Origin of the sequence: Furfurilactobacillus rossiae DSM 15814, assembly GCF_000428925.1 — a bacterium.
Taxonomy (GTDB): domain Bacteria; phylum Bacillota; class Bacilli; order Lactobacillales; family Lactobacillaceae; genus Furfurilactobacillus; species Furfurilactobacillus rossiae.
On record NZ_AUAW01000008.1, the window covers coordinates 1 to 15426 of the forward strand.

At 44.6% G+C, this 15426-nt stretch carries 14 protein-coding genes; 6 read left to right on the forward strand and 8 right to left on the reverse strand.

The window, feature by feature from the left end; translation table 11 throughout:
* Positions 1–123: 123 nt before the first annotated feature.
* The 3 genes from G400_RS14640 to G400_RS0106450 all read right to left on the reverse strand — a co-directional run bounded on the left by G400_RS14640 (position 124) and on the right by G400_RS0106450 (position 4145).
* A complete protein-coding gene (locus tag G400_RS14640; RefSeq protein WP_017261280.1) occupies positions 124–807 on the reverse strand; it encodes a WxL domain-containing protein in 684 nt (227 codons plus the stop codon).
* Between the two features lie 228 nt (positions 808–1035).
* The gene (locus G400_RS0106445; protein WP_017261281.1) at positions 1036–2709 is read right to left on the reverse strand and encodes a glycoside hydrolase family 13 protein; all 1674 of its coding nucleotides are present in this window, start codon (positions 2707–2709) and stop codon (positions 1036–1038) included.
* A 53-nt stretch (positions 2710–2762) separates the two neighbouring features.
* Entirely contained in the window at positions 2763–4145 is a 1383-nt protein-coding gene (locus G400_RS0106450) for an SLC45 family MFS transporter (RefSeq protein ID WP_017261282.1), read from the reverse strand.
* A 194-nt stretch (positions 4146–4339) separates the two neighbouring features.
* Between G400_RS0106450 and G400_RS0106455 the strand changes: the two genes are divergently transcribed.
* The gene (locus tag G400_RS0106455; RefSeq protein WP_017261283.1) at positions 4340–5335 is read left to right on the forward strand and encodes a LacI family DNA-binding transcriptional regulator; all 996 of its coding nucleotides are present in this window, start codon (positions 4340–4342) and stop codon (positions 5333–5335) included.
* A gap of 224 nt (positions 5336–5559) precedes the next feature.
* On the opposite strand, the gene G400_RS0106460 is transcribed toward G400_RS0106455, so the two are convergent.
* Both G400_RS0106460 and G400_RS0106465 read right to left on the reverse strand, forming a co-directional pair.
* A complete protein-coding gene (locus G400_RS0106460) occupies positions 5560–6402 on the reverse strand; it encodes an aldo/keto reductase (protein WP_017261284.1) in 843 nt (280 codons plus the stop codon).
* Between the two features lie 114 nt (positions 6403–6516).
* Positions 6517–6903: a winged helix-turn-helix transcriptional regulator gene (locus G400_RS0106465; protein ID WP_017261285.1), complete on the reverse strand. Its 387-nt coding sequence runs from the start codon at positions 6901–6903 to the stop codon at positions 6517–6519.
* A 292-nt stretch (positions 6904–7195) separates the two neighbouring features.
* Here G400_RS0106465 and G400_RS0106470 point away from each other — a divergent pair, with 292 nt between their 5' ends.
* Positions 7196–8014: a transporter substrate-binding domain-containing protein gene (locus G400_RS0106470; protein ID WP_042655280.1), complete on the forward strand. Its 819-nt coding sequence runs from the start codon at positions 7196–7198 to the stop codon at positions 8012–8014.
* A 9-nt stretch (positions 8015–8023) separates the two neighbouring features.
* Complete coding sequence (locus G400_RS0106475) at positions 8024–8719, forward strand: amino acid ABC transporter permease (protein ID WP_017261287.1); 696 nt, start codon at positions 8024–8026, stop codon at positions 8717–8719.
* Between the two features lie 656 nt (positions 8720–9375).
* On the opposite strand, the gene G400_RS0106480 is transcribed toward G400_RS0106475, so the two are convergent.
* Entirely contained in the window at positions 9376–9618 is a 243-nt protein-coding gene (locus G400_RS0106480) for a hypothetical protein (protein WP_017261288.1), read from the reverse strand.
* 206 nt (positions 9619–9824) lie between these two features.
* Here G400_RS0106480 and G400_RS0106485 point away from each other — a divergent pair, with 206 nt between their 5' ends.
* Together G400_RS0106485 and G400_RS0106490 are read left to right on the forward strand one after the other, a co-directional pair.
* Positions 9825–10880: an FAD:protein FMN transferase gene (locus G400_RS0106485; protein WP_017261289.1), complete on the forward strand. Its 1056-nt coding sequence runs from the start codon at positions 9825–9827 to the stop codon at positions 10878–10880.
* Between the two features lie 119 nt (positions 10881–10999).
* Positions 11000–11446, forward strand: a complete 447-nt coding sequence (locus G400_RS0106490) for a hypothetical protein (RefSeq protein ID WP_017261290.1) — start codon at positions 11000–11002, stop codon at positions 11444–11446.
* Positions 11447–11484: 38 nt separating this feature from the next.
* Here G400_RS0106490 and G400_RS0106495 read toward each other — a convergent pair whose 3' ends face one another.
* Positions 11485–12882, reverse strand: coding sequence for a flavocytochrome c (locus tag G400_RS0106495; protein WP_017261291.1), 1398 nt, complete (start codon positions 12880–12882; stop codon positions 11485–11487).
* Between the two features lie 249 nt (positions 12883–13131).
* On the opposite strand from G400_RS0106495, the gene G400_RS14645 reads away from it, so the two are divergent.
* A complete protein-coding gene (locus tag G400_RS14645) occupies positions 13132–13536 on the forward strand; it encodes a VOC family protein (protein ID WP_017261292.1) in 405 nt (134 codons plus the stop codon).
* A gap of 173 nt (positions 13537–13709) precedes the next feature.
* On the opposite strand, the gene G400_RS0106505 is transcribed toward G400_RS14645, so the two are convergent.
* Positions 13710–15335: an ABC-F family ATP-binding cassette domain-containing protein gene (locus G400_RS0106505; protein WP_017261293.1), complete on the reverse strand. Its 1626-nt coding sequence runs from the start codon at positions 15333–15335 to the stop codon at positions 13710–13712.
* Positions 15336–15426: the final 91 nt, after the last annotated feature.

The window sequence follows — 15426 nt, forward strand, 5'->3', positions numbered from 1 at the left end:
CCACCGAATGTTACGTCTTCCACGTTATTGCTCGCTTTCTCCCAGGCTTCGGCATCACTCTTAAAAAAGCACCGTTCAACTGAAAGCTGACCGGTGACTTCAATTATGGGGTCAGAATGGTTGTTAACTTGTTGGCGAATCCTGTAGCGTCCACGTTAAGTTGGTTGAATAATCTGCAGCTTTTGCCGTTCCACCAATAATGGTTAGTTCCGTTTGAGCTGGCGTCCAGCGATCAACTGTTAGTCCGCCACCTTTACCTCCTGCTGCCGATAACAGCGTGCCACCTGTGCCCAAAGCGTTACTTACTTCGCTGGCCACTGCGCCATTATCGATACCAGATTCCGTCACGACTTGTCCAGCAGGCAACTTTAGTGTCGCACCTGCAAGTTCATCCGTACCAGACTTCAGCGGTGTCCCAGAAACCTTCAGTGCCCATCCGGCATTAGTCCCGCGTTCGTCTGCAACCTGTGCTGATTGATAAGTCCCAATCATATCGGAGCCTGACGTTCCTACTCGTTTCGTGGTGGCCGAATTAATTGGCTGCGTGCCAAACGAAATCAGTTTAGAAACATAGTTCAGCCGTAACGCGCCGGTAGCACCGGTCCCTGGATGAGACGGATCAGTAATAGGACCGCCACCAGGGTTTGCCGGATCAACTGGGTTAGTCGGACCTTGCCCAGCGATAAATCCTGCTGTCACTTGTGTTGTCGCAGTGCCCACATCACCAGCTGCCTTCGCGCCTATCACGGGCCCCATGAGCAACCCGGCAGCGGCGATGACACCAAATAATTGTGTTTTTTTAAACATGTTTGGTCCTCCTTTTTGAACGCACAGTTGAACTTGCATCTATTCATCCGTGCGTTTGACTTTGCATGCTTGTAAGTTGACCACCATAATTGTTAGTTCCAGAATAGCAACCGCCAGTATGTTAAGGCAAATTTTATGATTGCAATCAGAAAATTCTAAATATAAAAATGTTCCACGTGAAAACAAAAAAGTGCGCGCCATCTGGCAACGCACTTTCAACCGATCTAATTATTTTTCGTCAAACTCATAAACCTTACTCTCATATGGGCGTAACGTAACACCCTGGTCATCGGCGTAGTTACCAATAAGTTCTCCGGTCGCCTCACCCTGATGATAATCGCGTGTAACGGTGTCGTTAGTGAAGTTACACATAACTAACAATGTGTGCCCGTCATAATGACGTTTGTACGCATAAACCTGATCGTCATCCGCGTCTAGTGCCTCAAAATCACCAAACTTAATCAAGTCGCTGCCATGACGTAAGGCAATTAGTTTCTGATAGTACTTAAGGACCGAATCCTGGTCATTTTCTTCAACCGCTACATTAATTTCAGGATAGTTGGTATTCATCTCAGACCACGGTGTGTGCTCAGAAAAGCCAGCGTTTGCCGCAGTACTCCATTGCATTGGTGTCCGCGCATTATCACGGGAAATGTTGGCTAAGTCCTTCATCATTTGACTCGAGGACACGAGGTGCTTTTCTTCAACCATTTCCTTGTAACCGTTCAATGATTCCAGATCACGATACTGTGATAGTGACGTGAAGTGAGCGTTGGTCATCCCCAGCTCCTCACCTTCATAAACGTATGGGGTGCCTTGCAGCATGTGTAATGCTGTCCCTAGCATCTTAGCAGCCCTAACGCGGACCGCTGGATCGTCGTTGGCAAACCGGGAAACGGCACGCGGTTGATCATGGTTGTTCCAGTACAAACTGTTCCAACCTTTGCCATCTAGCTCCTGTTCCCAACGGTTCAGGGAATCTTTCAACTCTGTCAGTTTGACCGGTTGATCGTTCCATTTACCCAACCGAACATCAGGGTTAGCACTCAAACCAACGTGTTCAAACTGAAAGACCATGTTCAGCTCTTCGCTCTTCAACCCGGTATATTTGATTGCGTCCTCTGGTGTTGAACCAGGCATTTCGCCCACCGTCATCACATCATAATGCGACAACACTTCTTCATTCATCTGGTGCAGGAATTCATTTAGTCGCGGTCCATCAGCGACAAAGTCCATCGTTGTGCCAGCAGTCGCTTCACCAGGCACATCAGGTAAACCAGGTTGTTTAGAAATCAGGTTGATAACATCCATCCGGAAGCCATCGACGCCTTTGTCCAACCAGAACCGTTCGATATCAAAGACGGCTTGACGAACATCGGGATTTTCCCAATTCAAATCCGGCTGTGCTGGAGCAAACAAATGTAAGTAATATTGACCGCGTTCTGGCACGTAAGTCCATGCCGGACCGCCAAATGCAGCCTGCCAGTTGTTCGGTTCATGGCCGTCAACCGGATCGCGCCAAATATAATAGTCAGCGTATGGATTGTCTTTAGACTGACGGCTCTCCTTGAACCAAGCATGCTGATCAGACGTGTGATTGACAACCAAATCCATCATCAATTTCATTCCGTGCTCATGAACCTGTTTAAGCAACGTATTGAAGTCATTCATATCACCGTATAAGGGATTGATTGCCTTGTAATCGGCAATATCATAACCATTATCCTTATTAGGTGATTTGTAAATTGGGTTCAACCAGATCACGTCGACGCCAAGTTGCTTAATGTAATCGAGCCGTGATGTAATCCCAGGCAAATCACCAACCCCGTCATTATTGCTGTCCTGAAAACTCATTGGGTATATTTGATATACAACTGAACCTTGCCACCATTGATGTTGCATGATGAACCTCCTCATTTGTCTCTTAGCTAATTTAATTCATTTTTTCAAACTGACTATTTTGTTTCTGAAAGTGCTGGGTGAATTACACTGACCGCAAATGCACCAAGAATTAGGGAAATACCCCCGAGGACAATCATGCCAGGCATTGACTGACCGATAAGTGGGAAAATTGCGAAACTGGCCACTGATGCAATGATCTGTGGTAAACAGATCCCACAGTTGAACAGTCCTAAGTAAGCGCCTTCATTTGTGCCGTCCAAAGATTCCGTAAACAGTGAAAACGCCTGTGTTTGCATCGTTAAGTAACTAATCCCGATCAAACAGAATGGGAAGATCAAGCCCATTTGTGAGTGGGTGAAGAACACCATGATAAAGCCGACACCACCCATAACTAAACCAATTCTGTACCATAGCTTACGTTGCGTCGCCTTAGTGCGTGACAGCAACAACATGCCCCACAGCACAGCGGCAACAGATTGGATACATGTTAAAATCCCGTACCAGTTACCAGCTGCTTGATACCCTGCGGATGCTGGGTTGGTTGTGTGCCAAACATTATCTGCAATTGCTCCAGTGCTGTATGTCCACAAATACTGGAAAGCAAACCAGGCAAAGAGTTGAACAAATGAAACTTCCCAGAAGGCCTTTGGGGCAACTTTAACCAAGTGCCACAGACTAACATCGGGCTTCTTTTCGTTTGGATCAATATCGTGATATAAGTCATATTCCGTTGGGTTGTATTCTTTAACTGACAAAATCGTGTAAAGCGAAGTCAGTAACAGAATCCCGGCGCCAATGTAAAAGGCCAACTTAACGGAGTTTGGCACCTGTCCCTTTGGCGCAATATTGCTTATCCCGAACAGTGTTAAAACATATGGGGCAATGGTGGCAAACACACCACCAAGGTTTGAGAATGATTGTTGCCAAGACCAGGCCATGTCCTTTTGGTCTTCATTAACCATGTCACCGATAATCATCTTGAATGGTTGCATACATACGTTTGAAGATAGGTCCATGAATAAAATGGTAAAGGCACCAAATAATAGCGCTAATAATGAACCATATCCGAAGCCGAACGAACCAGCGTTTGGCAACAGAATCATAACCAAAGCGGCAATCGGGGCACCAATCATTAAATAAGGCATCCGCCGACCAAACCGATTCCATGTTTTGTCTGAATATTTACCGATTAAAGGCTGAACAACCATCCCTGCCAATGGTGGCAAAATGAAGAAGAAACCAAGTTTAGTTGGATCCGCTCCAATGGTCTGGAAAATCCGTCCCATTTGTGATGATTGAAGTGAAAAGGCCATGTTAATACCAAAAAATCCAAAAGTCATCGCAAAGATTGCGGATAACTTTAATTTTGGCAATCCCTTGTTCACATCAACTTCCGTCGACGCTTTTACTTTAGTGTCTGAATCCGTCGCTTGCATAATCAAGCCTCCTATAAATATGTACCTGGGTCTTGTTGACTTCGCGTTACGCATTACCGTAAGCGCTTTCAAAAAGTACATTATCACATTACACAAACGTTTGCAACATTGTTAAAACAATAACACAAACGTTTGCGTATACTTGTATAATTACGAATGGTAAACTTGAGACAGTAAATTTTATTGGAGTGCTTATGCGAGTAACCATTAAGGATGTCGCGCAGGCGGCGAATGTTTCTGTCTCGACCGTTTCGCGTGTGCTATCAAACAAAGAAAACTTTTTTGCTTCAAAAACGGCTGATCATGTTCGCAAAGTCGCTGCCGACCTAGGTTATCAGCGAAATGCCTACGCCGCCGACTTAGCCAGCCATCAAAGTGACGTACTGGCCGTCGTGATTTCAGCCACTAAATCAAATTTTGCCGATGAAATCATCGCCGGTATTCACGATGTGGCGACCAAAAACGGCAATAGTGTCATGATTTTATACGCCGGCGAAAATAATCCTACACTTCAGGACAAAGCCATTAAAACGGTTATTGAACGAGATGTCATGGGCGTTTTGATCGTCGCCTTGGAGCTTGGCGATGAGTCTTTGTCGAGCTTGAAAACGAGTGGTATTCCGCATATTTTCCTCTCAACTGCCGCCAAAGAAAACCTCGGTCCGTTTATCGCCTCTGACGATCATGCTATCGGGTATGAAGCAACCAAATACCTCATCGAGCATGGTCACCACAAAATCGGTTTAGTTGGTATGGATGAACAATCATTTGTCGGTACACAGCGCATGACCGGGTATCGTGAAGCAATGGCAGAATATGGTCTAGCAGTCAACGAGGATTGGTTAGTCCCTGGTTACTTTACGTTTGAAGACGGAGAAACAGCCATGGCGCATTTTGGCAAACAACCAGAGGTCACCGCAATTATCGCTAACAGTGACCTCACCGCTATCGGTGTCATCGACCAGGCCCGCGATTACGGCTTAGAAGTCCCTGCGCAACTCTCTGTCATGAGTATTGATGGAACCAAACTGACCCGTATTTTCAGACCGACCATCACCAGTGTCACGCAGGACTTCTTCCAAATCGGCCGCGCTGGCTGTGCAGCTCTGTTGAATGACGACAATGAGCCAATCCAGTCCAAGTTTTTGCCAATTAAAATCGTTGAGCGCAATAGCACTAGACAGTTATAAGCCAGTTCTCGATTTTAGCTAACCGTGTGCTAAACTTGCTTCGCAACAATAGTCGCTTGAATTCGGCCATCGATGCAAAGCTTGACCTGTCTCGATATATGGACCGAAAGTTGTCAATTTCAGTCGAGTGCAAAACCTCTTAATCAAATACCCACGAAAAACGGACTGTAAATCAGGGGAATTCCCGAGATTTACAGTCCGCTTTAATTTGCATCTAAGTGCATTTAGTTCATCGACAATGATTTCTTCAACCATTCCTCGTCGTTAGGATCTTCCGACCCACGACGATTCTTGTCGATACCCGCAATAGCGTTCATTTCGTCGTCGCTGAGTTTGAAATCAAACACATCGATGTTTTGCGCAATCCGTTCAGCGTGAATGGACTTTGGAATGACGATGATGTTGCGTTGCAAATGCCAACGTAAGATAACTTGCGCCACGCTCTTCTTGTGCGCATCAGCAATCTGCTTCAATGTTGCATCTTCCATGACACCACTCTTACCTTGACCCAATGGGCCCCAAGCCTCGTGGGCAATGTTCAAACTTGTTAAGTAATCGTGCAACTCTTTTTGCTGGAAGTATGGGTGCGTTTCAATCTGGTCAACCGCTGGTTTAACCTTTGCGGAAGCCAACAATTTATCGAGATGTGGCTTTTCAAAATTTGACACGCCAATCGACTTGATTTTGCCATCATTGTACAAGTCTTCCATGGCACGCCACTTTTCAGTGTACCCTTCACTTGGCCAGTGAATGAGGTACAAGTCCAGATAGTCCGTTTGTAACTTCTTCAGTGATTCCTTGAAGGCCGCGATTGTCTCATCATAAGTCGTGTTGCTGTCCCAAACTTTTGACGTAATGAACAGGTCTTCACGCTTAACATCACTTTCAGCCAGAGCTTCGCCAACCCAAGCCTCATTATGATAAATAGCCGCCGTGTCAAAATGACGATAACCATCCTTTAAAGCATCAGCAACAGAACGTTTTAAGTCTGTTGCGTCCTGCACCAAAAAGACACCTAATCCTAACTGAGGGATTTTTTGTCCATTGTTTAATGTTAATTCATCCATATTGAAATTCCTCCTCAACTTGCTTTCATATTCAATACTAGCGCGTTCGTTTAGTAAAACAAGACGGTACTTGCAAGTGCCTAGGTTACCAATAAGTACCTTGACAAACGTGGATTAACCAAGCAGTTCTTCTCGACTCGGTGCAGTCTCACCGAGATGACGAATGACCACACTTTCACCATTGGCTGCCCGACGACGGACGTCTTCTTCACCCCACTGACAAATTTGTTCCAATAGGCCACTTAAATTTTGACCATGTTCCGTCAATCCGTACACCACACGTGGTGGCACTTCATTGAATACTTTTCGGGTCACTATACCATCACGTTCCAAATCACGTAACTGTGCCGTTAAAACCTTCTGTGTCACGTTTGGAATGGCCCGACGCAGTTCACTTGTCCGCATTGGCCCCTCGTGCAAATCACAAAGGATAACTGGCTTCCATTTACCGCCGATCACATCCAATGTTGCCTCAACACCAACGTTATAAACTTTCGTCACGACTTCAATCCTCCTGTGAATACCTTTTAAAACACAGCTGTGAAGCTGTTTACCTAAACTAAACTATAGCATATTAACGATAGTAGTCCCTAACTTGAACCTTCGTTTGAATAGTTTGTGAAATTTATATTCTTATTTTCAAAAATAATGCCATATAACGGTAATGCTTTATTTTATGAACGCGTTTACATTTTTCACATAAACCTTTATGCTTAAGATAATCTAATTAAAGGGGGCGATTGTTGTGTTTCATTCCAAGAAATCGATTCGTTTAACCGCTTTGGCATCAGCCATGGCACTGATTTTAATCTTCACACTAGCTGGTTGTGGTAAAACGGCCAAGTCAACTAACCAAAAGGTTGCTGACCAAAAAACGTGGGTCGTCGCAACGTCTGGCACACTGTATCCGACTTCGTTTCACGCCAATAAAAAGAGTGCCCTAACTGGCTACGACATTGCAGTCGTCAAAGCCGTTGCCAAGGGACTCCATAAAAAAGTGACCTTCAAAGAAATGGATGTCGACGGAATGCTGACAGCCGTTAACAACGGGACTGCTCAAATGGCCGCCAACGACTTTAGCATCAGCAAACAGCGTGAAAAACAGTTTGCCCTTTCCACTCCTTATAAATTCAGTTTTGACAGCATGGTTGTCCGCAAGTCAGATCAATCTGGGATTCACAGCTTCGCTGACCTAAAGGGTAAAAAGGCTGCCGGTGAAGCTGGTACCGGCTATCAACGTTTGGCCAGTCAGCTCGGCGCTAAGCAAGTTAATTACGATAACGTGTCAAACGACGTTTACCTCCGCGATGTTGTAAACGGGCGAACTGACGTCATTCTAAACGATTACTACTTACAATCCATGGCGCTCAAGGCATTGCCTAACTTGCCTCTAACCATTCCAAAGAATCTTTACTTCACCACTCAAAACGATAAAAATGGTACAGGCATCATCATGAAGAAGAGCAACACGAAGTTGACTGCGGAAGTCGATAAAGAAATCAAGAAGTTAGAAGCAGATGGCACCATCACCAAACTATCGAAGGAATTTTACGGCGGCCAAGACGTCTCCAAAAAGCCTAACGTTAAGACAACTTACTTTAAGATTAAATAAGGAACGCTCATGAATTCATTGCTAAATTGGCTGACTATTCCTAACTTTTTTAATGCCCACTTCGCGTGGCATGCTTTGCCCTACATTCTTGGCGGCTTGCCACTAACAGTTGAGCTCACCGTTGTCAGCTTTATCGGCGCACTCGTACTCGGCTTTTTCCTCACCCTCGGTCAAATGAGCAAACGCCATTGGCTTCACTGGCTGACCCGGACGTACATTTCGTTTATGCGCGGTGTGCCTTCGTTAGTCCTGCTGTTCATTCTCTATTTTGGGCTACCCTACACCGGCATTCAGTTGGACGCCTTTGTAGCTGCAGCCATTGCGTTCATTCTAAACGCAGCAGCGTTTGTTTCCGAAGTCTTTCGTTCTGCCTTTATGGGCGTCGAAGATGGTCAATGGGCCGCTAGCTATTCGCTTGGCATGTCGTATGGTAAAGCCGTCCATTACGTCATCTTGCCGCAAGCATTCCGGATTGCCATCCCCGCACTGGGCAATATCTTGCTAGATATGTTCAAGGGAACTTCGCTGGCCGCGATGGTCACCGTTTCCGAAATGTTCATGCGTGCTAAAATCCAGGGCGGTAAGCAGTTTGACTACATGACCGTCTATCTATTGGTCGCACTCATTTATTGGGCATGCTGCTCATTGCTGACTGTTGGTCAAAACTGGTTGGAAAAGCGGTTAACGTTGCCGACTACAGATTAATTCAACTCAATTGTGTATAAAAATAGGTGTCTTCACTGCTCCATTGCGTAAATGAGCGATAAGTGAAGACACCTATTTTCCTTTATTACGGTTTCTGGTAATTAATTTAGCTCCAAATAATTCATGTCCAGACAGGGCCGTTACGCTGGCCTAAAACGCCGTTCCATGAGGACCGGGTTCAACCCGCAAAAAACACGGTTTTCCCCCTCGATTATGGGCCGAAACTCACGTCCCATAAGTCGTCCCGCACCACTAAACGGCCAAATTCATGCCGCCAAGTGGTGCCGACACGGAACTATGTTTCAGGCCAGCTCCACTCATGTAGCAGTAAATAAACCATTATCAATTTTCTATCCTATGGACAAATGATAAAAATACTTACAGACCACTTTTAAATCAAAAGATGCTGATGTTAGTGGATGGTTCATCACTGTGCAGCTGAAGGGCGTCAACAGTGATACCGAGCCGTGAAGGTAACGTTAATTCGGTGGTTTTCCGAATTTAGGTTACGGACGGTCGCAAAGACTCGAGGTTCTCACGAGGCTTGGCGACGAGGTGAAAGATTCCGGTTTTCAGGGAGCTTGAACCGGTCCCACGGCGAGCGTGTCAATGTTGACAACCGGAAGCGAAAGCGACATCCACCACAAAACCGAGTATCAGTTTCGTTGAACCAAAATAGCTGAATACAGAACATACATTGAGTTAGCTGGATTGTTATACCCTTTGGCTGCCATCTTCTTTAGCAGTTCGTCCAACGCTTGCTTACGATCATTTTCGCCCAGATCTTGCGCGTCGATTGCTTGAAACTGATTAGCGAAATCAACACCGTCCGACAGATGATATTTCTCCCAGTATGCAGGGGTTAAAAGTGTTGCGTTCAATTTACCATGATTTTTCATGTTTGTTCCTCCATTGATTGAAAGTTAACAATCTGCTTAGACTTATCTTAGCTTAATTTTACCGCCGTTTGTAATCGTTTTCAAAATCAACCCCACATTGCCCGCGTTTTGCGGTAAAATGTAACAGTTCTCACAAGACATATGAGTGTGCCATCAAAGTTTATTTTTGGCTATAAATTGTGGCATTTAAGGAGAGTTTGGCAATTATGAAAAAAGCGCTTATTTGGGGTAGCCTAACCGTTGCCTTATTGGCAGTATTGAGTGGCTGTGCAAAGAAACCTCAAAAGCACACAATGGTAAAAAATCCTTATGAGAAAACTGAGATGGTGATGGGCACCGTCTGCACCCTGTCAATTTACGACAAAGGTAAGAAGTCCGTCATTGATAAAGGCTTTAAGGAAATTCATCACATGGACGATGAATCCACGTTGACACGTGGCGGATCACAACTTGATAAAATTAACGCAAATGCCGGCATCAAACCTGTTAAAGTGCCTGCAGACTTTTATCCAATGGTTCAAAAAGCCCTCGACGTTTCAGAAAATTCTGAGGGTAGTTTCGACATGGCAATTGGTGCCGTTACCAATTTATGGAAAATCGGTTTGCCAGGAGCACGAGTCCCTAAACAGTCAGAAATTGATGCGGCATTGCCGCTTGTCGACTACCATGACGTTCAATTGAATGATAAAAATCGTACTGTTTACCTTACCAAGAAAGGCATGCGGCTCGACTTTGGCGGAATTGCAAAAGGTTATATTGCGGACCAAGTCAAAAAGGTCTTTAAGGAAAACGGCGTTACCTCCGGCATTATTAACTTAGGCGGGAACATAATTGTGATGGGTAATTCGCCGGAAGGCCATAACAAGCCTTGGCAAGTCGGTATTCAGAACCCAGTCAAACCTCGCGGTGACGCTGTTGGCACCATTAAAGAATCTGACATGTCAATTGTGACTGCTGGTACCTATGAGCAGTACCTCATGTCCCACGGTCATAAATACATTTATTTGTTCGATGCCAAAACTGGCTACCCATATGAAAATAATCTAGCCAGTGTCACGATTGTCTCTAAAAAGTCGATTGACGGTGACGCCTTATCCAATGCTGCGTTTGATAAGGGACTAAAAGATGGCTTAGCATACATGAATAAGAAGCCCAAAATTCAGGCTATCTTCATTACAAACGACAAAAAAATCTACGTTACAGACGGCCTAAAGACCAAGTTTAAATTAGATAAACACACTAATTACAAAATGGGTAATTAGCTTACATTAATTAGATGATTTCTCGAAGCTTATTCACTCGACGACAACAAAAATAATATTGTATAATCCCTCCAAAACACGATGCGTCAATTCGTTCATCCAGGTTTGGGGGGATTTTTTTGAAACAGATTATTCGGGGTTATTTAATTGGCTTACCGGCAATGTTGTTTTTGTTATTACTATTTTCATTACAACCTGGAGTCGGCGTTCGCTTTGCTTTCAGCCCACTCGACGATTATCTTGTCCTTGCCTATATGAGTTTTCCGTTTGCTCACCAATTCTTCCCAAATTTATTTCACATCCTTCATCTTTCACGACAGTCTCACCCACGTGAAGTTAACATGCCTTCGCATCAGATCATAACGCCTGCTGTGTCGTTTAGTTTCATGTTTACAGACTACTTCAGCAATCTGGGCGTAAACTTTGTGATTGACACGTTAATCATGCTGATCTCACCTTTTTTGGCATTAGCTGACATACTGTTGCTTTCGTTCAACCCACATCAACGTTCAATGGTTCAAACAAGCAAATTTTATACCAGACCAAAAAGTGGTTCGAGAAAATAACTCTCAAACCACTTTTTTCAGTATTATTAACACACTATTTAGCCTTTGATGTAATCGTAAACTTGTTCCCCAGCCTGACGACCAAAGATTACCGTTTCAGCGATCGAGTTTCCGCCGATCCGGTTGTTACCGTGCAATCCGCCGACAACTTCACCGCCAGCAAATAAGCCTGGAATGATCTGACCGCTTTCGTCCAATACTTGCGTCTTATGGTTGGCCTTGATGCCACCCATTGTGTAGTGAATTGCGGGTGCAATATGAATAGCAAAGAATGGTCCAGCTGAAATATCACGATCCATACCAGTTGAGCGACCGAATTCTTTATCATCGTGATCAGCCACAGCGGTGTTCCACGTGGAAACAGTTGATGACAACGTGTCAACATCCATATTCAGTTTGCCAGCCAATTCTGACAGACTTGGACCTGTTACAACCAAACCAATACTGTCATAGAACTCAATGGCTTTAACACGTGAACGAATACCTTGATCCAAAATCAGATAAGCACTGTGCTCTGGCAGAGCTGTAATGGCATTAGAAACTACCTTACGCGTCGTTAATTCATTAACGAACCGTTTGCCTTGCGCATTAACCAAAATGGCACCTTCGCCACGGACGGCTTCACCAATCAAGAATGCATGCGGGTTATCTTGTTGTACAGTTGGGTGTACCTGAATTTGATCCATCTGAACTAAAGCAGCACCGGCGTCTGTTGCTAACTTCAAACCATCACCAGTTGCCCCGGGTTGGTTCGTCGTCTTGTAGCCCTTCAAGTCAGGACGGTACTTTTCAATCATATCGTTGTTGGCACCGAAACCACCTGTTGCCAAGATAACAGCTTTACCGCCAACCACCTTTTGGCTGCCATCAGGCAATGTTGCGTTAACGCCCGTAACTTTGCCATCTGAATCTTTCACCAAGCTGTTGACCGTTACGCCAGTGAACAGTGGTAATTCGTCCTTCTGAACGACCTTTGATAACTCAGTAACCAAGAACGCACCAATTGGCGCCATGCTTGCTGGCCGGTGAGTCCGCATTTTGCTCATCCCACCAGTGATGGTAATATCGTCTAAACGAATACCGTGGTCAGCTAACCAATCAATTGATAAAGCAGCGTGTGAACTGAAATAGCCAAGCAACTCTTTATCGTTTAAATCACCACCGCCCTTAAGGGTTTCAGCGTAAAGGTCCTCGTAACTGTCGACAACACCATGATGTAACTGAACATTGGTTTCAGCGGCGTTCATCCCAGATGAAGCACGCATCGTGTTACCACCAATTTTTGGCATCTTTTCAAAGATAACCGGCTTCAATCCAAGTTCATGTGCCTGAATGGCAGCTACCATCCCAGTACTTCCTGAGCCGATGATGACAACATCATAGCTGTCCTGAAGTGCATTGATATCAGTTGGTTGAAAACGAAATTTTTCGGCCATTTTAATTGACGCTCCTTATTTGTTTGCAAAATGAGTGACTAAAATTGATTCTATTTAGGAATTGGATGTGCCATCGATCAAACTTTGCTCTGTAATTCACTAATACTAGCAGAAGAGACGACACATCACTTACGTCGTAAGCATAAACGATGTGCCTAATCATAGTCAAACGTTTGTGAATTAATTAATTTTGTTAATATGGTAAGCTGAACTTAATATCAACGCCACACAACAGGAGGTGTGTATACAATGCAATTTTTACCTTATCTCACGTTTCACGGTCAGGCATATAAGGCACTAAAATTCTATCAATCAGTTTTTGGCGGTCACCTAGATATCCAGCGTGCAGGTGAACTGTTTGAAACCAGCGATAACAAAACAGCCAATCTAGTGGTGCATGGTGTGTTAACCATCGATGCAGACTTTCAAATTACGGCACTCGATGTTATCCCCGGTGCACCAGACATCCAGTCAGGAGCAACGGTTTCTATGGGTCTCCATTTTAACAACGCAAAAAAAGCAGCCGGCATCTACGGCCAACTATCCGAAAACGGTCAGCGTGTCATTGACTTCACTCCAAAAGATTGGGGCGGCTTCTTCGGGATTATCACGGACCAATTTGGTGTCCGTTGGAATATCGACGCCACCGCCTGATTAACGCAGGAAAATATTGATTCAAATAAAAAAGTCTATTTCACCCGTGCCTCAAAAATTGAGGTGCGATAGAAATAGACGTTTTTTGATTACTAAGTTTACATGGCACGCAAATATCAGCCGAAGGCGGCAAGCAAGGCTATCCCTCAAACGCCTGAGTAGACATAAAACTTCTAGTCGTACAAATCATGAACCTGTTTTTGAACAACTTCATGTTCCAAAAAGTCATCGTACTTCGTGTCGAATCGTTCAACTAGTCCTTTGCTGGTCACTTCAATGATGTGATCTGCAATCGTTTGAATGAACTCATGGTCATGTGACGTAAACACAATAGAACCCTTAAAATCAATCAGACTGTTGTTCAATGCCGTGATTGATTCCAAGTCCAAGTGGTTAGTTGGATCATCCATCAATAAGACGTTCGCCTTACTCAGCATCATCTTGGACAGCATTGAACGGACCTTTTCACCACCGGACATGACACTCACCTGGCGCATGACATCCTCGCCGGAGAATAACATCTTACCAAGGAACCCGCGTAAGAATGTGTTGTCATCCTCACCCTTCGGCGCATACTGCCGAAGCCAGTCAATGACAGTCAAATCAGAGTCCGTGAACTCGCTATTAATATCACGTGGCAAGTACGTTTTCTTAACCGTTTGTCCCCAAGTGACCGTGCCCGTATCAGGTTTCATTTCCCCGGAAATAATTTGCATCAAAGTTGTCGTCGCCAGTTCATTACGGCTGATCAATACCGTTTTATCTCCAGGACGCAGTGTGAACGTAATGTTATCAAGAATCTTCACACCTTCGATGGTTTTCGAAACATCCTCAACACGCAGTAAATCGTTCCCAAGTTCACGTTCTGGCGTGAACTGAATAAACGGGTATTTCCGTGTTGACGGCTTAATGTCATCAAGCGTAATCTTGTCCAACTGCTTCTTACGCGAAGTCGCCTGTTTAGACTTCGACGCATTGGCACTAAACCGGGCAATGAAGTCTTGCAGTTCCTTAATCTGTTCCTCTTTTTTCTGGTTGGCACTAGACTTCAGTTTGGCAGCCAATTCACTACTTTCCATCCAGAAATCATAGTTTCCCACAAAGAGCGTAATCTTGCCAAAATCGACATCACAGATATGGGTACAAACTTGATTCAAGAAATGCCGGTCATGTGAAACCACAATCACGGTGTTATCGTAGTCAGCCAAGAAATTTTCCAACCAGGCGATGGATTGAACATCCAGTCCGTTTGTCGGTTCGTCCAACAGCAGAATGTCGGGATTGCCAAACAACGCCTGACCAAGTAACACTTTCACCTTTTGTGGCTCAGTCAATTCGCTCATTTTCATGTGGTGCATGGATTCATCAATGCCAAGCGCTTGCAACATCTGGCTGGCTTCGGCCTCGGCATTCCAACCGTCCATTTCAGCAAAGTCGCCTTCTAATTCAGCAGCGCGCATACCATCTTCATCACTGAAGTCCGGCTTAGCATATAAGGCGTCCTTTTCTTGCATAATGGCATACAACTTAGCGTGGCCTTGAATGACCGTGTTCAAAACTTCTTCATCTTCGAAGGCAAAATGGTTCTGGTTCAAACTGGACATCCGTTCGTTGGGTCCGAGTGAAACAGTTCCAGTCGTTGGCTTTAATTTACCTTCAATAATCTTTAGGAAGGTCGATTTCCCTGCACCGTTTGCCCCAATTACACCGTAACAATTACCCGCGGTGAATTTAAGGTTGATATCTTCATACAGCTTTCGTGTGCCGAACTGCATGCTGACGTTGTTTACTGTTAACATTAATATCCTCTCGTCTTTAAGAAAAAGCCGCGTCATAAAAATGTTCATGCCACAGCTTTATATAGTGTTGTATAAGTTGTTCTAGGTTATC